This window comes from Actinokineospora sp. (genome assembly GCF_050699995.1).
Taxonomy (GTDB): Bacteria; Actinomycetota; Actinomycetes; order Mycobacteriales; family Pseudonocardiaceae; genus Actinokineospora.
The window spans coordinates 1-18095 of sequence record NZ_JBOHGC010000685.1 but is presented as its reverse complement, the minus strand read 5'-3'; the positions used below and the strand labels follow the sequence as shown (position 1 = coordinate 18095).

Sequence of the window (18095 nt, the reverse complement as noted above, 5' to 3'; positions counted from 1 at the left end):
TCCCGGACAACGGGCGGTTGTGAAGAACGCCGATGCTTCCCCCATCTCCGGCAATGATCGCCACCATCGCCCCGTGTCACACAAAGATCAACCAACCGTGTCACCGCGAAAAGTGCGAAACCTCAGTTGTCATGGTTTGGTTGTTTATCGTCGTGATCGTCGTCGTTCTCGGCTCGATGAACATCATCACGCTGTTGCTGCCGCGGACGTTCCTCAAACAGCGCCAGAACTTCAAGAACGGCGAGCGTGGTCAGCTCGCCGCGAGCCAGGGCTGGCAGTTCGCGCCTTACGCGCCGGAACTGCTGAACCAGTGGGGCCGGATCTCGCCGTTCACCTTGCAGGGTGATCGCCGGGTGGCCTTCGGGGTGATCCGCGGAACGTTGAACGGCCTGGCTTTCACCGCCTTCGACTACCAGCGCAGGGTCCGGGTCACCGTCCGGGGCTCGATCATCTACTCGGACGAGAACAAGGTCGAGACCGTGTGGGCGGTTCGGCTCCCGGCCACCATGTCCTATGTGGAGGTCGCCAGGCGCGCTCTCTTCATGAACCCCGATCAGGGGCAGATTCCCATCGCCTACCGGGATCTCAACCGGGGGTACCTGGTCCAAGGCCAGAACCCGCAACTCGTCGCGGAACTGCTGACTCCTCAGGTGGTCGACTTCATCATCGACGCGAAGCTCGAAGGCTGGACGATCGTCGGCGCGGACCTCGTCTACCACGAGGAGAACGGCTTCACCCGCAACACCACTCAGGAGATCATGCAGAAGCTGGAGCAGCTGAGGTACCTGGTCAGCCTCTTTCCGCAGCACGTGTGGCAGAAGTACGGGACGCCCGCGCCGCCGATGCTGTCCGCGCAGCAGCCGAAGATGCCGGCGCAGCCGCAGTTCGCCCAGCCGTACCAGGGCCAGCCGTCGGGCGGGTACGCCCAGCCCCAGCAGGGTTATCCGATGGGACAGCAGCAGTACCCGCCGCAGGCCTACCCCCAGCAGCAGTTCCCGCCGCGCTACTGAGCGGCGCGGGTGGCGCGGTCGAACAGGTCGGCCAGCTCGCGGCCGTAACCATCGAGGGGCAGCCCGGAGCGGGCCGCGCCCTCGATGGCCGACGAGATTGTGTTGGCCACGACCGCCGGGTCGAACTCGGCGAACACGCCTTCGCGCTGACCTTGTCGCAGCTGCCGTTCCATCCGGCCGACGCGGAAGTCGGTCAGCAGTGGCGCGAACATCGCCGAGCCGTCGTCGGCGCGGTGGTTATCGGCGACCTCGGTGATCGCGCGCAGGTGCTTGGCGTGGGTGCGCAGCAGTTCGACGCGGACGTCGATGTAGGCCCGCAGCATCTCCGCGCGCCCGGTCTGGCCTTCGAGCCGGGTTTCGAGGAGCTCGTCCAAGGTGCCCACGGAGCTGATCAGGACGGCCATCATCAGATCGTTCTTGTCGGCGAAGTGGTATGAGATCAGCCGCGTGCTGCTCAGACCGGCGCGCTCCACGATTCGCGCGAAGGACGTCTTCGCATAGCCGAGCTCGGCGATGACGTCGATCGCGGCTTCGATGATCTGCTTGCGGCGGGCGACCTCAGTGACTGTTACCTGCATGAGTAAATATTAACACGACTGAGTAACTGCTTCTCCCAACGCCGACTGCACGGCCAGGATCAGTGGGTGGTCTTCGCGCCCCCGGCGCACCGCGGCGAACACCCGGCGCGTCGGCGGGTCGACCGCGATCGGCCGGACGCGGGCGGGCTCGACCCCGGCCAAGGCCGTCCGCGGGATCAGGGCGACCCCGCCGCCCGCCGCGACCAGCGCGGCCTCCGCGTGGAAGTCGTCCGAGGTGTGGGTGATCCGCGGGGTGAAGCCGACCCCCTCGCACGCCACGACCAGCACGTCACGGCACGGATTGCCCGGCAGCGGCGCGACCCAGTCGTCGGCGGCGAGGTCGGACAGGTTGACCTCGGCCCGGTCGGTCAGCCGGTGGCCGGGCGGCAGCACAGCGTCGAACGGCTCGGCGTAGAGCGGGGTACGGACGATGCGCTGGTCGTCCTCGTTCGCGCTGGCCCAGTACTCCACGGTGACCGCGATGTCGATCTCGCCGTCGAGCAGCATCGGCAGGCTGCGCTCGGCGTCGTGCACGACCACGCTCACCCCCGGCGCCGAGGCCCGCAGCGCGACGATCGCCGGGGCCACGACCTGGGTGATCGCCGAGGCGAACGCGGCGACCCGAACCCGCCCGGTCTCCCCGGCGGCGTAGGCGGCCAGGCGTGCCTCGGCGCGGTCCAGCTCGGCGATCACCGCGGTGGCGTGTTCGACGAGCAGCTCACCGGCGGCGGTCAGCCAGACCCGCCGCCCCTTGCGGTGCAGCAGGTCCTGCCCGACCTCGGACTCCAGCGCGGCGAGCTGCTGCGAGACCGCCGACGGCGTCAGGTGCAGCGCCTGGCCCGCGGCGGTCACGGTGCCGTGGTCGGCCAGTGCGCGCAGCACCCGCAGCCGCCGGGGATCGATCACGTCACCAACTCGTCTTCCAGCGCCCATTTCGCGAAGCCGCCCGGTGCGAACGGCAGCCGATAATTGCTGATCAGAAGGTCATCGGCGAGAGCGGAAACCAGAGGTATGGTCAGCAAACCCGATCGAATGGCCATGCACAGCAGTCGCAACGTGGGGCAGTATTCGATCCGATTTCGGTCTGCCGCTTTTCGACCAGCGCCGTCGTCAACCACTACGACACCACCAACGGTGCTGGCAAGTGCCAACGCGCCTGCCTCGCCCGCATTTCGGTGGCCGCGCACGAGTAACCCCGCAAATTTGGTGAACGCTTCGATTTCTTCTGGTGTACGCAGTTCTCTGTGCTCGATCCATTCGGCATCCAGCACGGCCTGAATGCGATGGTCTCGGCGCGCCGCCTCTTCCAGCTCGTTTACCACAACATCTGGTATCAGCGCGGAGCTGTCACCAATCACAGCTTTGAGCGGTCCGAGCCATTGTGCTCGTGCGAGATGAATCAGTGGACCAGTATCGAATACGTACGGCTTGGTCATGGGTATCAGACGAAGTTCCAGATCGCGTTCTGTGGAAGCTTGGGCAACTCTGGAAGATCGTCTACTTCCCAACTGTCGAAGAGGAGTTCCATGGCGCGTGCGGGCGACACTGTTTCACTTCGGAAAAGGCGAAGGACTGCGGCCTCGTAGCGCTTTGGCAGACAGATTGGGCGCAGTTCGTCGCGTGGCACGAGATTGAAATCGACAATGTCTGCTCGTGTCGTGCGGACCGAGCGAATGAAACCTGCTCTATCGCTGTTGACCACACCCAGCTCGCTCAACCGGCGAGATAGGGTTGACATGTCGACCTGAAACTCGCTCGCTATCTTCACGGCGGCGGCACGTACGTTTCCATCGTGGGACGTCAGTTCATTCCATCGGTCCACAACCGCCCTTGAGGGCAGAAGCAAAGCGCGCGCGAATCTGTCGAGTCGTCCTTCCCAGGCGTCGTCGTCTCGATCATCGATCCGCCAGTCGACGGAATACTCGTCCGCGAACACGTAGTGGCCGACTTCGTGTGCAAGGGCGAGCCGACGTCGGCCGACTTGCAGATGACCGTTGACGAGAGCGACTCCGCCGTTCGACAGCAGGAGCGATGCGGCATCCGCTGCCTCCTGTCCGAGGTCGAAGACGAAGGTCAACAGGCCGAGACTGTTCACTCGTCGAGACATGTCGGAGAACGGCTCGCTCGCCTCTAGTCCTAGCCGGCCTCGAACGCTGTGCGCCTGTTCTTCTATTGACTCGTTCGAACGCGGCCGGTCGCGGCCCTCCTGGTTTTCAAGCTGCAGGGATTGATCCTGTTCGATCACAAACTCAACATTCCGAGCGATCTGTTCGATCATCCGATCGATTGCCGCGTCTGGAGTGCCGGGGGCCTGCGCGTTGCGGTGCGAGACAATCGCGGCAGGCGCATCCGTGACGAACCACTCGATGCGTTCGCCCAGCGTGCTTGCGATCCGGGCGAGTTCAAGCGCGGAGACTCGACGCGTTCCGCTCTCGATCTTGGCGAGAGCGGAACGATCGATGTCGATCTCCGTAGCCAGTTCGGCTTGAGTCATCCCCTGGCGGTTACGCGCATCCGAGATCCGGCTGCCCATCGCCGCGCTGTCCAGTGCCAGCATGTGTGCGATTTTAGAACAACGGGTTGATGTTGGCCATGGGGGCGCTCCTTGGTGGGACTACTCGTCCATCTTCTCCCGTGCGGCGATGAACGCGTCGACCGCGCGGTTGACGTCGTCGGTCGAGTGCGCCGCCGACATCTGGGTGCGGATGCGGGCCTTGCCGTGCGGCACGACCGGGTAGGAGAACCCGATCACGTAGACGCCCTGGTCAAGCAGCAGATCCGCCATCCGGCCCGCCTTCGCGGCGTCGCCGATCATCACCGGGATGATCGGGTGCTCACCGGGCAGCAGGTCGAAGCCCGCCTCGGTCATGCGCGCGCGGAACAGGGCGCTGTTCTCGCGAAGGCGGACCAGGAGGTCGGCGGAGGAGTCGAGCAGATCGAGCGTGGCCAGCGCGGCGGCGGTGATCGACGGGGCCAGCGAGTTGGAGAACAGGTACGGGCGCGACCGCTGCCGCAGCATCTCGATGATCTCGGCGTGCCCGGAGACGTAACCGCCGCTGGCGCCGCCGAGGGCTTTGCCGAGCGTGCCGGTGTAGATGTCGATGCGGTCGCCGACGCCGAAGTGCTCCGGTGTGCCGCGTCCGGTCTCGCCCATGAAGCCGACGGCGTGTGAGTCGTCGACCATGACCAGCGCGTCGTACTTCTCCGCGAGGGCGACGATCTCGTCGAGCGGCGCGAGGTAGCCGTCCATGGAGAACACACCGTCGGTGGCGATGAGCCGGTAGCGCGCGCCTGCGGCTTCCTTGAGCTTGGCTTCCAGGTCGGCCATGTCGCGGTTGCGGTACCGCGCGCGTCCGGCCTTGCACAGGCGGATGCCGTCGATGATCGACGCGTGGTTCAGCTCGTCGGAGATGACCACGTCCTGGTCATTCAGCAGGGTCTCGAACAGACCGCCGTTGGCGTCGAAGCAGGAGCTGTAGAGGATGGTGTCCTCGGTGCCGAGGAACTGCGACAGCCGCGCCTCCAACGCCTTGTGCGGCGCCTGCGTCCCGCAGATGAACCGCACCGACGCCATCCCGAAGCCCCACTCGTCCAGCGCGTCCTGCGCGGACTTGACCAGCGTGGGGTGGTCGGCGAGGCCGAGGTAGTTGTTGGCGCAGAAGTTCAGCACCGGCTCGGAGGAGTCGACCCGCACCGACGCCTGCTGCGGGGTGGTGATCACCCGCTCCGCCTTGTAGAGCCCGGCCGCCCGGATCTCGTCGAGTCCCGCCCGCAGGTCTTCGCGCATAGCGCCGAACATCAGCTCTCCCAATCCATGATGACCTTGCCGCACTTGCCGCCGCGGGCGGTGTCGAACGCGGCCTTGTGTTCGGTGTGGTGGAACCGGTGGGTGATCACCGGGCTCAGGTCGAGACCGGCCTGCAGCAGGACCGACATCGCGTACCAGGTCTCGAACATCTCGCGGCCGTAGATGCCCTTGATCGTCAGCATCTTCAGCACGACCGCACTCCAGTCGATCGCGATCTCCTTGGCGGGCAGCCCGAGCATCGCGATCCGACCGCCGTGGGTCATGTTGCCGATCATCTCGCGCAGCGCCGAGGGCTGGCCGGACATCTCCATGCCCACGTCGAAGCCCTCGGTCATGTTCAGCTCGCCGTAGACCGCGGAGACCGGGGTGGAGCTGACGTCGAGCGCGACGTTGACACCGATCTTGCGGGCCAGCTCCAGCCGGGCCTCGCTGATGTCGGTGATCACCACGTGCCGGGCGCCCGCGTGCTTGGCGACCGCGGCGGCCATCAACCCGATCGGTCCGGCGCCGGTGATCAGCACATCCTCACCGAGGACGGGGAACGACAGCGCGGTGTGCACGGCGTTGCCGAACGGGTCGAAGATCGCGGCGACGTCGAGGTCGATCTGGTGGTTGTGCACCCACGCGTTCGACTCGGGCAGCACCGCGTACTCGGCGAACGCGCCGTTGGTGTGCACGCCGAGGCCGATGGTGTTGGCGCACAGGTGACGGCGGCCCGCCCGGCAGTTGCGGCACGTGCCGCAGACGAGGTGTCCCTCGCCGCTGACCAGGTCGCCCACCTTGACCTTGGTGACCGCGGCGCCGATCTCGACGACCTCGCCGACGAACTCATGTCCGAGCGTCAGCGGCGCCTTGATCGTCTTCGCCGCCCACTCGTCCCAGGTGTCGATGTGCAGGTCCGTGCCGCAGATGCCGGTGCGCAGCACGCGCAGCAGGATGTCGCCCGGCCCGGGCTTGGGGTCCGGGACGTCGACGAGCTCCAGACCGGGGCCCGGGGCGACTTTGACCAGAGCCTTCAAGGTTCCTCCGATGGTGCGGGTTGTGCTCCCCGCGCGGAGTCTGCTGCCGTGCCGCTGTGAAGTCCATCGGGACTTTCTGAACTGCTTTGTCAGCAGAGCTTCACAGCAGAGCCTACGCGTCCCAGCTGATCCTCCACGGTCGGCGGATGGTCAGCGACCCGATCCGCACGTACGTCGGCCGCCGGATGGTCAGCGATCCCGCGCGCACGGACCCGGTCACCACGAAGTGCGGCCCGCCCGTGCGCGCGCCACTGGCCTTGTCGGTCTTGCTGCCAAGTTCCACGGTGACCGCCGAGGCGTCGACCGACGAGCGCTCCGGCATCAGCAGCTCCACCGAACCCGCCGCCACGTCGACCTCGATGCGGATCTCCGGAAACGAGATGACCGCGTCGGAGAAGTCCAGGACGGTCGACCCCATCTGGCTGCGGATGACCATGTCGCGCGGCACGACCCACTCGCCCTCGCGCTTGAGCGCCGACATCGTCGCCCGGAACTCCACCGGCTTGACCGGCGCGACACCGGACTCCGGGTGGACCAGGCCGGGAAGATCGACCAGGACGGTGTTGAGCTCGGCCCGGGTGCGCGCGGCCAGCGCGACGTCGGTGCGGGCGGTGAACTCGTCGAGGCTGAGCAGGCCGTGCCCGATGGCCTTCTGCAGCACGTCGACCACGTGGGAGCGCTCGGCGTCGGAGACTCGAAGTTCGCGGGGACTGATCGGGGTGGTCACACCACCCAAGATAGGCGCGAAACGCCCTACCGTGACGTGATTGCCAGGAACCCCGCCCAGGAGGCCGGGGGCAGTGCCAGCGCCGGCCCCTCGACGTTCTTGGAGTCCCGCACACCGACGCCGGTGGCCATCAGTCGCACCTCGACACAGGCCTCACCATTCGGGGAGCTGCGGGAGCTCTTGAACCATCCGGTGTCCCGAGTCGGGGAGGCCATGCTGACTTACTCCTTAAGGATGCTTTCCATCAACCGCCGTGACTCCTGCCTGCTCAGCGCGAGTTCCCAGATCCGGTAGAACGCCCGACGCATCGCAGCGGTGACAGCGTCTTCATCGTAGTAGGTGGACGGCCCCGGTGGGGACTCCGTGAATCCGACCGGAGTTGCCCGATCGCCGAAGCCGAAGATCCAGAATCCTCGCCCGCGTGACGGATTGCCCGGGACATCGTTGCGCAGCACCCGAATCGTGAGATCACGATGGCTGCGGAGAAGTGCGACCAGGTGACGAAGTTGGTCACGCATGATGTCCGGCTCACCGAGATTCGCGCGCAGAGTGTCCTCGGTGACGACAAACCGCAGGATGCGCCGATCACCGGATTCGAGGATTCGGTGCTGGCGTTGCTCGCGGAACATCAAACGGTCCCGGCCTTCGACCGCTTCCTGCTCCCACCACACGCCCTCGCTTTCAGCGAGGATGGCCCGCAGATAGGACTCGGACTGGAGCAGACCGGGGATGATGCCGGTCTCGAAGCAGTCGATCTCCGAAGCGCTCGCCTCCAGATCCGCGAACCGCTGGTAGGAGTCCGGCAGATGGTCGACGTGCACGCGCTTCTTCTGCCGAGTGCGGGCATGGGCCCCGAGTTCCAGAACCGTCCGCCGCTCGTCACCAGTGATGCCGTAGAAGTCCAGCAGCGTCGCCAGATCCTCTTGGCTCGCCGTCGCTGTGCCGTCTTCCAGCTGAACGATCCGAGTTCGTACCTTGCCTACCGCTTCGGCCGCCTGCTGCTGGGTCTTGCCCGCGTTGTCCCGCAGGCGGCGCAGCGCCAAGCCGAGCTGCCTGCGCTCGAATGTAGGGCGAGCGATGCCCATGATCGATCCTCACATTCACCCGATCAGATGACCTACACAAGCCCGACTGTCGCCCTATTCTTGTTACGGTGACAGTCGGGCTCATGCACGATAGAACTGGAGGTGGCGAAATCGTGGGACTTTACGATCGGCCCGGCGTGTCGGTGGAATCCTGGGTGGAGATCCGCGACGACGTCGAAGTGCGCTACGAGATCTGCGCGGTCAACGACAACGCCACCCTCCACTTCGGACACAAGAGCGAGTTCGCGCTCACCCTCGACCGCGACCTCCTGACCAAGATCGCCGCCACGACCGCCCAGGCGATCACGGACCTTGAAGCAACCGACGAAGGACGAAACTGATGCGCACGCCTGATCCGATCTTTCCCGCCGCCGCTCTGCTGCCGCAGTCCGCTGCTGGTGGGTACGTGCCGCTGGCACACGTTCACCGAGGTATCCGTCCGTTCGCGGCGACGCTCGCGGTCGTGCCGGTCAACCGGGCTGGTGACGAGACAACGGGAACGCGAGACAACGAGGTCAAACAGACCCAGCGGTCCAGCGACGGGAAGATGGAGACCGACGCGGTGACGATCGTGGTCACCGACACATGACCGACCAAACAACCGTTCTGGTGCTCAGTTCGGCCGATGACTCGACCGCAGATGCCGTGGTGGCGGAACTTTCCCAACGATCCATTCCGGTCGTCCGGATGGATCTTGGCGACTTTCCCACCGCGATGACGGTTCGCACCGAGGTAGACGGAGACTCGTGGCGCGGCGACCTGGCGGCCGACCACCAGCGAGTGGACCTGGCAGCCGTGCGATCGATCTATTACCGCAGGCCGACAAGGTTCGCGTTTCCCGGCGACTTGTCGGACGCGGACCGGGTCTTCGCGAGCGAGGAGGCTCGCCTCGGGTTGGGTGGTGTGCTTGCCACGATGGACGTGTTGTGGGTGAACAATCCGATGTGTGTCGCTTCGGCCGAATACAAGCCCCTACAACTGACGGTCGCGGCTCGGTGTGGGCTCGCCACGCCTGCGACCCTGATCACCAATGATCACCGCGCGGTGATCGAGTTCGCGTCCGCGCTGATCGGGCCGATCGTGTGCAAGGCACTCTCGCCGATCGCGCATTCGGAGGATGGCGACGTTCGAATCACGTTCACGACTGTGGTCGACCCTATGACGATCGATCCGGACGCGGTCGCCGTGACCACGCATCTCTTCCAGGCATGGGTGCCGAAGGACTACGAGGTCCGCGTGACCATGGTGGGTGGGACGGCGTTCGCGGTCGCCATCGACGCCACCAGCGATGCTGCTCGCGTCGACTGGCGATCCGACTACGACGCGCTGACCTATGCGCCGACCGAAGTTCCCGAACTCGTCCTCAGCGGCATGTCCAAGTATCTCGGTACTCTCGGGCTCTCCTACGGCGCCTTCGACTTCGTCGTGAAGCCGACCGGTGAGTGGGTGTTCTTGGAGTGCAATCCGGCAGGTCAATGGTTGTGGCTGGAGCGCAAAACCGAACTGCCCATCGCGGCGGCGTTCGCCGATGTGCTTATCGGAGGTCGGCTCGGATGACAGATCACGACTGGGTGGCGCTCGCTCGCTCGCTCGCCGCGCGTCTCGCCCAAGCAGGCGATCTCAGCGACGCGCGGTGGATCGAGGCATTCTCAGCGACGCCGCGACACTTGTTTGTGCCGCGTTTTCGCCTTGGGACCGATGGTCCCGAGTACGCAGCCGACGACGTCGATCAGGCCGAGTGGCTTGCCGAGGCCTATTCCGACAAGCCCTTGACCACCCAAAGCAAACCGCATCCAGATGGTCTGACCACCGTCGACGGACTGCCGTTCCTCATCCCGACGAGTTCATCGACCGGTCCCGGACTGATGGCCAGGATGTTGGAGATGCTCGACGTTCGCGATCGTCACCGGATCCTGGAGATCGGTACCGGCACGGGGTACAACGCGGCATTGCTTTGCCACCGGGTGGGATCTGACAGCGTGGTCAGCGTGGAACTGGATCCGACCTTGGTGGATCTAGCGCGCCATCGCCTATCTTCCCTCGGTTGCCGGCCTGCTCTCGTGGTTGGTGATGGGGCACTCGGCGTGGCTGATCACGGTCCGTACGACCGGATCATCGCGACCGCCGCCGTCGCCGACATCCCGGCGGCCTGGATCGACCAACTCGCGGAGAATGGCAAGGTTGTCGCCAACCTTCGCGGCGAGCTGTCGACCGGAGCTGTGTGTGTTCTGGCTCGATCCGAGGGGTCGTCCGAGCTGACCGGACGCTTCGCTCCGCTGGAAGGCCACTTCATGTGGTCTCGGCCGTCGGTCGACAATCCGCTTCGACCTCACCAGTCACCGCCGAGCCACCGAGGTTCGCTGGTCTTCCATGGTCGCACCGCGCTCAACCCCGCTGACCTGATCGGTGACGACGACTTCCGGTTCCTCCTGCAGTTGCAGCTGAGCGGAGCGGAGTCGTTCTATGCCATCGGCGACACCGCGACACTGCTGACATCCGACGGTTCGCGGGCGGAAGTAGGAATGCTGGAAGCGGACGGGCGTCGGCCAGTGGTCCAGTACGGCTCACGCAGGATCTGGGACACGGTCGAGGCGACCGCCGCGCTACGCCGCGACCTGGGAAATCCCGCGCTCGATCGATACGGCGTCACCGCGTCCAAGTCCGCACGGTTCGTCTGGCTGGACTCTCCCGACGGCGGCTACCGCTGGCCCTTGCCGCTGGTGTGACTAGTCCGGCTCTCCGTCAAGCCCGTGCTCGATCGCGTACCGGGCCAGTTCCACCCGGTTGTGCAGCTGCAGCTTCCGCAGCGTCGACTGCACGTGGTTCTCCACCGTCCGGTGCGACAAGACCAGCCGGTCGGCGATCTGCCGGGCGGTCAGCCCTTTCGCGACCAGCCGCAGCACCTCGGTCTCCCGGTCGGTCAGCTTCGGCGCGCCGCTCTCCTCCGGGCCCGACGCCATCCGCCGGTACTCGCCGAGCACCAGGCCCGCCAGCCCCGCGTTGAAGACCGCGTCACCGGCCCACGTCCGCCGGACCGCCGCCACCAGTTCCTCCGCCGAAGCGGACTTCACCAGGTAGCCCGACGCGCCCGCCTTGACCGCCTCCAGCACGTCGTTGTGCTCGCCGCTGGCCGACAGGACCAGCACCCGGGTGCCGGTCAGCTCGCCGGTGATCTTGCGGGTGGCCTCCACCCCGGATTCCTCGCCGAGGTTGAGGTCCATCAGCACCACGTCCGGGCGCACGGTTCGCGCGATGCGCACCGCCGAGGCGGCGTCGCCGGCGGTCGCGCGGACCTCGAACCCGCGTTCGGCCAGGTCGCGCGCCACACCGTCCCGCCAGATGGGGTGGTCGTCGACCACCATGATCGAGATCGGCTGTTCCGTCACCGTGTGGCCCTTCTCGCCGGGACTCGAATCTCCCACTCCGTGCCCGAGTCGGGCGCGGTCTCCAGGGTGATGGTGCCACCGAGGTCGCTGACCCGACCGCGAATCGACCGGGCGATACCCAAACGCCCCTCGTGCTCGGCGGCCGAGATGCGGCCCGCGGGGATGCCCACGCCGTCGTCGCGGATGCTCAGGACCACCTCGTCGCCGAGGTCTTCCAGCAGCACCCAGGCCCGCGCGCCCGGGCCTGCGTGCCGGTCGACGTTCTCCAGTGCCTCCCGGACCAGGTAGGCGAGTTCACCCGCGGCCGACGCGGGCATGGTCACCGCGGTCGGCGGGACCGACACCTGGAACCGGTCGGTCGCCAAGACCTGCAGGCGGGGACGCAGATCCGCGGTCCCGTCCTCGGCGGACTCCAGCGGCGCGGCCGAGACCAGGGCCCGCAGCGCGACCTCCTGCCTGCCCGCTTCCTCGGCCAGCTCCGCCGCCTCGCCGCCGACCTCGCGCCCGCGCTTGCGGACCCTGGCCAGCACCTGCAGCACGCTGTCGTGGATCGTGCGGGCCAGCCGCTCGCGCTCGGCCGTCGCCGCTTCGACCCGCAGCGCCTTCGCCAGCCGCTCCGCCGACTGCCGCGACGTGGTCGCCGCCAGCCCGAGCACTCCGCCGATTGCCACCAGCAGCACCATGTCGCGGGTCAGGTCCGTGTCGACATAGCCGCGCACGGCGTAGTTCGCCATCGCCACGACCAGCCCGAACAGGGTCCCGCCGGACAGGCCCGCGCGGACCGCGCCGACCGCCACGACGGCCGTCACCCAGATCGTCGGCACCAGTGGCACCGCAAGCACGGTCAGCTGCTCGTGGGTCAGCACGAACCGCGACATCGCCATCGCGACCACACACAGCAGCAGGTCCAGGAAGATGAACCAGACGGCCTTGTTCGTGTCACGCAGGTAATAGACCGACGTGATGGCCGTCCAGAGCGCCATCCCGCCGACGGTGGCATACCCCAGCCCGGCGTTCGCGTACTCGTCCTGGTGATTCACCACCACCCCGGCCGCGAAGACCAGCGTGATGATCCGCAACAACACCGCCGAGAGCCACAGCGGCGCAGCGGGGTCCTTCGTGACGGGGCCGCGATACCGGTCGCCGGGCAGCCGCACCCTGCCGGTCATGGCTTGCTGGGCTCCGGTTCGTCGTCCTTGAGGTTCGGCACCGAACCGGTGTCGTCGAACACGTCGACCGACTCCGGCTCCGGGTCCTGCTCGCTGATCAGGGACCGGATGCCCGCGTTGAGCACCGCCAGCAGCGGCACCGCCAGCAGCGCGCCCGCGATGCCCGCGGCGATCAAGCCGACGGCGATCGCCAGGACCACGGCCAACGGGTGCAGCTTGACCGCCCGGCCGAGCAGCCATGGCTGCAGGATGTGGCTCTCGATCTGCATGATGGCCACCACGACGGCCAGCACGATCAGCGCCGCGACGAACCCGTTCGCCACCAAGGCGACGAGGACGGCCACCGTCCCGGCGATCAGCGCACCGATGATCGGGATGAACGCGGTCAGGAAGACCAGCGCGGCCAGCGGCACGGCGAGCGGCACACCGATGATCGCCAGGCCGATGCCGATGCCCACGGCGTCGAAGATCGCCACCGCCGCGGTCGCGCGCACGTAGCTGACCAGCGACGAGAACCCGCGCCTACCGGCGACATCGACCCGCGCGCGCACGCGAGCGGGGGCCGCACGGGTGACGAAGCGCCACATGCCTTCGCCGTCGTAGAGGAAGAAGATGAGGATGAACAGGGTCAGCAGCAGCCCGGTGAGGACCTCGCCGATCGTGGCGGCTGTGGTGATCGCGCCGGAGGTGATCGCCGACTGGTTGTCCTTGATCGCGGTGATCGCGTTGTCGAGGAACGTCTGGATCTGGTCCTGGCGCAGGTGCAGCGGGCCGTTCGCCAGCCACTCGCGGATCGTGTCGAGGCTGTCGGCGACCTGCGCCTGCAGCTGCGGCAGGCCGTTGCTGAACTGGATGATCACGAAGGTCAGCACGCCGCCCACGACGGCGATCCCACCGACCATGGCGATGGCCGCGGCCAGCCCCCGGGGCACCCGCCACTGCACGAGCTTGCCGACGCCGGGCGCCATCAGCGCCGCGAGCAGCAGGGCGATCGCGACCGGGATGACCACGTGGGCGAAGTAGCCCAGCAGCCAGATGATCACGTAGAGCGCACCGATGATCATCAGGAAGCGCCAGGCCAGCGCGGCGCTGACCCGGAGACCCTTCGGTACCAGCGTGGTGACGTCCTGTGGCGCGGCGGCGCGGGTTCTGGTCATCGCGATCACCGTATCCGGCGAATGGCTCCTCGGCGACCACTCTGTCTGATGTGATGGCGCTGTGATCGAAGCCGGGACCCAGTACGTGGCGCTTTCGTCGCTGACCGACACCGAGCGCGAGGTCCAGTCGGCGTTCACCACCGGCACCCGGCTCGACCTCGGGGGCAGGCAGGTGCGCGGCCCGGTGCTCGCGGCCCTGCTGACGGGGGCCTACCCGCTCGGAGCCGGGGCGATGCCCGCCCTTCGCCTGGACAACGCCACCGTGACCGGCTCCTTCGACATCGAGGGCCGGACCATCGATCACGTCATCGCGCTGCGCCGCTGCGCGTTCGAGCGGCCGCCGATCCTGCGGATGGCCCGGCTGGTCGGCCTGACGATGCCCAACTGCCGGGTGCCCGGGGTCAAGGCACGCAACCTGCGCGTCGGCAGCGACCTTGTCCTCGAACCGGGCTTCACCTGCACCGGTGTGCTCGACCTCACCGACGCGACGATCGAAGGCACCCTGCGCCTCGCGGGCGCGGTCCTGCGCAACCCGAGCGGCGCCGCCCTGCTCGGCGCCCGGCTGCGGGTGTCCGGCTCCATCCAGGGCGTGGCCGCCCGCGCGTTCGGCGAGGTCCGGCTGCGCGGTGCGAACATCGGCGGCAGCGTCCACCTGACCGGCGCGCGGATGGCGAACCCGGACGGACCTGTGCTCGAGGCCACCGGCATGGCGGTCGAGGGCAACCTGATGTGCGACACCGGCGGCGGCCGCTTCGACGCCACCGGCACCGTCCTGCTCTCCGGCGCCCGCATCGGCGGCGACGCGGTGTTCTCCGGCGCGCACCTGCACGACGGCGCCGCGGGCGAGAGCCACGTGCTCGTCCTGCCGCACGGCACGGCCGAGGACCACACCGTCCTCGACGCCGACCGGCTGCGGGTCGACGGCGACGTCAAGCTCGACGCCGGGTTCACCGCCGCGGGCGCGGTCGGGCTGCGCGGCGCCCGCATCGGCGGACACCTCCTCTTATCGGGCGCGACCATCGGCCGCCGCGATGTCGTCGCCCGGCTGGCCGCCGCGTTCGCCTCTGGCACCGCCGTCGAGCGGGTGCCCGTCGCCCTGATCGGCGACGGCGTCGAGGTGTTCGGCGACGTCGAGTGCCGCGGCGCGGTCAACGGCAAGATCGACTCCGACGGCGACCAGCGAACCGCCCTGCGCACCTACGGCCAGGTCCGGCTCGTCGACGCGCACGTGCACGGCAGCGCCAGCCTGTCCCGCGCGCGCCTGTGCGGGCCCGCGATCGACGTGCTCTTCGCGGACCGGCTGCGGGTCGGCGGCACCTTGTTCCTGCGCAAAGTCCGGATCAGCGGATCGGTGCGGCTGCAGAACGCGCACATCGGGTCCAGCCTCGACTGTTCCGGCGCCCGGCTCATCAAGCCGCGCCTGCGCCCCAACGGGACGGTGAAGCCGTCGCTGGACGCCCGTGTCGCCACCATCGGCAAGGACCTGCTCTGCAGCTTCGGCTTCCTGGCGATCGGCGGCGTGCGGGTGCGGCTGGTCGAGGTCGGGAAGATGGCGACCTTCAGCGGCGCCCGGCTCGGCGGCCGCACGCACCCGAGACACCCGGCCACCGACAAGGTGCTGTCCGCCTACGGTCTGACCGCGCAGGAACTCGTCCTCGCCTTCCCGCCGCGCCGTCCCCCGCGCGGGCAAGTGGTGCTCACGCGCGCGTCCATCGTGTCGGTCATAGACGGACCCGGACTGTGGGCCGCCCGTGGTGGCGTGGATCTCGAGGACTTCAGCTTCACCGCCATCACCTCGCACCCGGAGGTCTCGGTCGGCACCCGCCTCGCGTGGCTTCGCGCGGTCCAACCGGACTTCGCGCCGGGACCTTATGAACAGCTCGCCGCCGTCTACGCGGGCGGGGGCGACGAGGAGCGGGCGCAGCTGGTCCAGCTCGAACGCCAGCGCAGGCGCTACGCCGAGCTCAACGTCGCCGGGCGGATGTGGGGCAGGCTCCAGGAGTGGACGGTCGGCTACGGCTACCGGCCCTGGCTGGCGATGGTGTGGCTGCTGCTGTTCTGGCTGCTGGGGCTGCTCTGGTTCAGCACCCATGTGATGGAGAAGCTCGACGCAGACGTCAACCCGGTCTGGAACCCGCCGCTGCTGGCCACCGACCTGCTGCTTCCCATCGTCGACCTGGGCCAGGACAACAAGTGGCGGATGGTCGGGGCGTCGCAGTGGATCGCGGGCGCGTTGATCGCCGTCGGCTGGATCCTGGCCACGACGGCGGCGGCCGGGGCGACCCGCGTGCTCAAACGCGGTTAACCCACAGGTGTGGACAGTTCCCCAAGGGCAAGCACCTGACCTGCGTCACTACTGATCGTGATCTGTGGAGACACTCTGTGTTCGTCACACGATCAGGTGGGCCTCCTGTGTCACACGTGCATAACGAGCCCCAGGGGTGCCAATGTCTGCGGTGCGCGGTGATCGCCGTGCGGCCAACATCGGAAAGTGACAGGTACCCGCACGTGGACCGAGTGAAGACGGAGAAGACGACCGCAGCAATGCGGCGCGTGCTCTCCCGTTCGCTCATGGTCCTCGGCGGCGCTGTCGCCACGACCGCGGCGGCCTGGGCCATCTCATCGGCCTCCGCCACCGCGGACACGTCATTCGACTTCCCCGTGTTCCCGTCCGAAGGCACTCAGTCCGCCCCCGCGCCCATGGAACTCCCGGTGGTCTCTGACCTCACCGGCAGCATCGGCCGGATCATCGGCGAGTCTGACCCGAACTTCGGCGAACACGCGAAGGAAGCCTTCGACGAGTTCGGCCACAAGATCACCGAGCACTTCGAGAAGGCGGCATCGCTCCCGGTCGACGCGATCGACGACGTGGACGATGTCGAGATCCCCGGAGTGACCGATCCCGGCGTCGACGCGCCTGACGGTTCCGCCGTCACCGCGCCCGTCGCCGGTGTGCCGGTCGCCAAGGCCACCACTCTTGTCGGGGTGCGGCCTGGTGCGATCGACCAGAACGCCGTTGCGGGCGCACTTGAACGCGCTCTCGCCGACGGCATGAACAGGCGAGGTTCGCCGGAGACCTCCGACGAGGCTCCGGTCATGCCCCGCGGCACCAGTCCGCTGGCGCCGCTGAGCATCCCCGCCCCCGTTGGCACCGGACACTCCGGAGCCAACTCCGTGGACGCGCCGAGTTTCGGCTTGCTCTCCTCGGTTCCGTCGGGCACTGACCTGAACACCGCCGATGCTTCGCGCTCGGCCCAGGTCCACGTTCCCGTCACCGTCGGCCAGCAGCCCGGCGTCACTCCCGACTGAATTCCCGCGCGACCGCGAAGCCACTAGCCGCTTCGCTGGGTTCATGCGCGTAGATCGGCATGCCCAGGTCGTGCCTTCACCCCCCGCGGGTTAGTTCCCGCACCCCTTAACGCAGGTGGCCGCTGCCCCGACGCGGTTTCGCGTCCGGTCACCCGCATTTAGCCCCAGCAATGGGAAACCGAGAAGGAGAACACCAGATGCATATCTGGGCGAAGCGCGGATTCCAGACCGCGCTGGTCACAGGTGGAATGCTGATGCTGGGTACCGGCATCGCCTCCGCCGACGAGAGCTTCAACCCCGACCTTCCGCCGTCCGCACTGGACGGCTCGGTCAGCGTGCCGATCAAGATCGACAACAACGCTCTGGGCACCCCGTTCGGGCAGCACAACCTGGGTGGCGTGAACCACGACTTCACGGTTTCGCCGCGCGATCTGGCCGGTGTCACCCGCGGCGCCGCGCCTGCCCTGCCCACGAGTGGCCTGAAGTCCGATCTGCCCACGGTCGGTGCCGTGCCCCCGGCGCTCACCAGCACCGACGGTCTGTCCCCGCTGTCCACCGAGGCGCTGCCCGCCGCGGACAAGCTGACCGACGCGCTGCCCACCAACGGTGGACTGCCCACGACGGACGCCCTGTCCGAGGCGCTGCCCGCCACGGGCGGCCTGCCGAGCAGCAAGAGCGTCACCGATGCTCTGTCCACGGTGCTGCCCACCACGGGTCTGCCGACGGCGGGTCTGCCCACCGAGGGCCTGCCCACCGGCGGAATGCCCAGGACGGGGCTGCCGACGACGGGGCTGCCGACGACGGGGCTGCCGACGACGGGGCTGCCGACGACGGGGCTGCCGACGAC

At 67.8% G+C, this 18095-nt stretch carries 19 protein-coding genes and 1 pseudogene; 8 read left to right on the top strand and 12 right to left on the bottom strand.

Annotation, left to right across the window (positions count from 1 at the left end):
- Window positions 1–140: 140 nt before the first annotated feature.
- Window positions 141–1010 carry a hypothetical protein gene (locus tag ACRDSQ_RS33865; protein ID WP_431426871.1) on the top strand — a complete coding sequence of 290 codons (870 nt, stop codon included), beginning with the start codon at window positions 141–143 and terminating at the stop codon, window positions 1008–1010.
- Here ACRDSQ_RS33865 and ACRDSQ_RS33860 read toward each other — a convergent pair.
- The 9 genes from ACRDSQ_RS33860 to ACRDSQ_RS33820 all read right to left on the bottom strand — a co-directional run bounded on the left by ACRDSQ_RS33860 (window position 1004) and on the right by ACRDSQ_RS33820 (window position 8185).
- Window positions 1004–1588, bottom strand: a complete 585-nt coding sequence (locus ACRDSQ_RS33860) for a TetR/AcrR family transcriptional regulator (protein ID WP_431426870.1) — start codon at window positions 1586–1588, stop codon at window positions 1004–1006. The genes ACRDSQ_RS33865 and ACRDSQ_RS33860 overlap by 7 nt on opposite strands.
- 9 nt (window positions 1589–1597) lie before the next feature.
- Window positions 1598–2494 (bottom strand): LysR family transcriptional regulator, encoded by an 897-nt coding sequence (locus tag ACRDSQ_RS33855; protein WP_431426868.1) that lies wholly within the window; start codon window positions 2492–2494, stop codon window positions 1598–1600.
- Window positions 2491–3024 (bottom strand): hypothetical protein, encoded by a 534-nt coding sequence (locus tag ACRDSQ_RS33850; RefSeq protein ID WP_431426867.1) that lies wholly within the window; start codon window positions 3022–3024, stop codon window positions 2491–2493. Before ACRDSQ_RS33850 ends, ACRDSQ_RS33855 begins: the two co-directional genes overlap by 4 nt.
- 5 nt (window positions 3025–3029) lie before the next feature.
- Window positions 3030–4145: a helix-turn-helix domain-containing protein gene (locus tag ACRDSQ_RS33845; protein WP_431426866.1), complete on the bottom strand. Its 1116-nt coding sequence runs from the start codon at window positions 4143–4145 to the stop codon at window positions 3030–3032.
- A gap of 57 nt (window positions 4146–4202) precedes the next feature.
- Window positions 4203–5387 carry a glycine C-acetyltransferase gene (locus tag ACRDSQ_RS33840; protein ID WP_431426864.1) on the bottom strand — a complete coding sequence of 395 codons (1185 nt, stop codon included), beginning with the start codon at window positions 5385–5387 and terminating at the stop codon, window positions 4203–4205.
- Window positions 5387–6415 (bottom strand): L-threonine 3-dehydrogenase, encoded by a 1029-nt coding sequence (tdh, locus tag ACRDSQ_RS33835; protein WP_431426863.1) that lies wholly within the window; start codon window positions 6413–6415, stop codon window positions 5387–5389. Before tdh ends, ACRDSQ_RS33840 begins: the two co-directional genes overlap by 1 nt.
- A 112-nt stretch (window positions 6416–6527) precedes the next feature.
- A complete protein-coding gene (locus ACRDSQ_RS33830) occupies window positions 6528–7142 on the bottom strand; it encodes a DUF1707 SHOCT-like domain-containing protein (protein WP_431426862.1) in 615 nt (204 codons plus the stop codon).
- 26 nt (window positions 7143–7168) lie between these two features.
- Window positions 7169–7357, bottom strand: a complete 189-nt coding sequence (locus ACRDSQ_RS33825; RefSeq protein ID WP_431426861.1) for a DUF397 domain-containing protein — start codon at window positions 7355–7357, stop codon at window positions 7169–7171.
- Between the two features lie 6 nt (window positions 7358–7363).
- Window positions 7364–8185: a helix-turn-helix domain-containing protein gene (locus tag ACRDSQ_RS33820; protein WP_431426859.1), complete on the bottom strand. Its 822-nt coding sequence runs from the start codon at window positions 8183–8185 to the stop codon at window positions 7364–7366.
- Window positions 8186–8340: 155 nt separating this feature from the next.
- Here ACRDSQ_RS33820 and ACRDSQ_RS33815 point away from each other — a divergent pair, with 155 nt between their 5' ends.
- The 4 genes from ACRDSQ_RS33815 to ACRDSQ_RS33800 are packed head-to-tail and all read left to right on the top strand — an operon-like array spanning window position 8341 to window position 10953.
- The gene (locus ACRDSQ_RS33815) at window positions 8341–8568 is read left to right on the top strand and encodes a hypothetical protein (RefSeq protein ID WP_431426857.1); all 228 of its coding nucleotides are present in this window, start codon (window positions 8341–8343) and stop codon (window positions 8566–8568) included.
- Window positions 8568–8816 carry a hypothetical protein gene (locus ACRDSQ_RS33810; RefSeq protein ID WP_431426856.1) on the top strand — a complete coding sequence of 83 codons (249 nt, stop codon included), beginning with the start codon at window positions 8568–8570 and terminating at the stop codon, window positions 8814–8816. The genes ACRDSQ_RS33815 and ACRDSQ_RS33810 overlap by 1 nt, the downstream gene beginning before the upstream one ends.
- Complete coding sequence (gene tgmB / locus ACRDSQ_RS33805; protein ID WP_431426854.1) at window positions 8813–9784, top strand: ATP-grasp ribosomal peptide maturase; 972 nt, start codon at window positions 8813–8815, stop codon at window positions 9782–9784. The genes ACRDSQ_RS33810 and tgmB overlap by 4 nt, the downstream gene beginning before the upstream one ends.
- Window positions 9781–10953, top strand: coding sequence for a methyltransferase domain-containing protein (locus ACRDSQ_RS33800; protein ID WP_431426852.1), 1173 nt, complete (start codon window positions 9781–9783; stop codon window positions 10951–10953). The genes tgmB and ACRDSQ_RS33800 overlap by 4 nt, the downstream gene beginning before the upstream one ends.
- Here ACRDSQ_RS33800 and ACRDSQ_RS33795 read toward each other — a convergent pair whose 3' ends face one another.
- The 3 genes from ACRDSQ_RS33795 to ACRDSQ_RS33785 are packed head-to-tail and all read right to left on the bottom strand — an operon-like array spanning window position 10954 to window position 13939.
- Complete coding sequence (locus ACRDSQ_RS33795; RefSeq protein WP_407642669.1) at window positions 10954–11589, bottom strand: response regulator; 636 nt, start codon at window positions 11587–11589, stop codon at window positions 10954–10956.
- A gap of 20 nt (window positions 11590–11609) precedes the next feature.
- A complete protein-coding gene (gene macS / locus ACRDSQ_RS33790) occupies window positions 11610–12782 on the bottom strand; it encodes a MacS family sensor histidine kinase (RefSeq protein WP_431426850.1) in 1173 nt (390 codons plus the stop codon).
- Complete coding sequence (locus tag ACRDSQ_RS33785) at window positions 12779–13939, bottom strand: AI-2E family transporter (RefSeq protein ID WP_431426848.1); 1161 nt, start codon at window positions 13937–13939, stop codon at window positions 12779–12781. Before ACRDSQ_RS33785 ends, macS begins: the two co-directional genes overlap by 4 nt.
- Before the next feature lie 61 nt (window positions 13940–14000).
- Here ACRDSQ_RS33785 and ACRDSQ_RS33780 point away from each other — a divergent pair, with 61 nt between their 5' ends.
- The 3 genes and pseudogenes from ACRDSQ_RS33780 to ACRDSQ_RS33770 all read left to right on the top strand — a co-directional run.
- Window positions 14001–16244 carry a hypothetical protein gene (locus ACRDSQ_RS33780; RefSeq protein ID WP_431426847.1) on the top strand — a complete coding sequence of 748 codons (2244 nt, stop codon included), beginning with the start codon at window positions 14001–14003 and terminating at the stop codon, window positions 16242–16244.
- Window positions 16245–16447: 203 nt separating this feature from the next.
- Window positions 16448–17248 carry a hypothetical protein gene (locus ACRDSQ_RS33775; protein ID WP_431426845.1) on the top strand — a complete coding sequence of 267 codons (801 nt, stop codon included), beginning with the start codon at window positions 16448–16450 and terminating at the stop codon, window positions 17246–17248.
- A 197-nt stretch (window positions 17249–17445) separates the two neighbouring features.
- A pseudogene (locus ACRDSQ_RS33770) lies at window positions 17446–18095 on the top strand (hypothetical protein); the annotation flags it as partial.

Coding starts and splice junctions, on each gene's coding strand:
- ACRDSQ_RS33810 (WP_431426856.1), top strand. CDS start 8,568: ATGCGCACGCCTGATCCGATCTTTCCCGCCGCCGCTCTGCTGCCGCAG.
- ACRDSQ_RS33795 (WP_407642669.1), bottom strand. CDS start 11,589: ATGGTGGTCGACGACCACCCCATCTGGCGGGACGGTGTGGCGCGCGAC.
- ACRDSQ_RS33800 (WP_431426852.1), top strand. CDS start 9,781: ATGACAGATCACGACTGGGTGGCGCTCGCTCGCTCGCTCGCCGCGCGT.
- tgmB (WP_431426854.1), top strand. CDS start 8,813: ATGACCGACCAAACAACCGTTCTGGTGCTCAGTTCGGCCGATGACTCG.
- ACRDSQ_RS33850 (WP_431426867.1), bottom strand. CDS start 3,024: ATGACCAAGCCGTACGTATTCGATACTGGTCCACTGATTCATCTCGCA.
- ACRDSQ_RS33845 (WP_431426866.1), bottom strand. CDS start 4,145: ATGCTGGCACTGGACAGCGCGGCGATGGGCAGCCGGATCTCGGATGCG.
- ACRDSQ_RS33860 (WP_431426870.1), bottom strand. CDS start 1,588: ATGCAGGTAACAGTCACTGAGGTCGCCCGCCGCAAGCAGATCATCGAA.
- ACRDSQ_RS33825 (WP_431426861.1), bottom strand. CDS start 7,357: ATGGCCTCCCCGACTCGGGACACCGGATGGTTCAAGAGCTCCCGCAGC.
- macS (WP_431426850.1), bottom strand. CDS start 12,782: ATGACCGGCAGGGTGCGGCTGCCCGGCGACCGGTATCGCGGCCCCGTC.
- ACRDSQ_RS33840 (WP_431426864.1), bottom strand. CDS start 5,387: ATGTTCGGCGCTATGCGCGAAGACCTGCGGGCGGGACTCGACGAGATC.
- ACRDSQ_RS33785 (WP_431426848.1), bottom strand. CDS start 13,939: ATGACCAGAACCCGCGCCGCCGCGCCACAGGACGTCACCACGCTGGTA.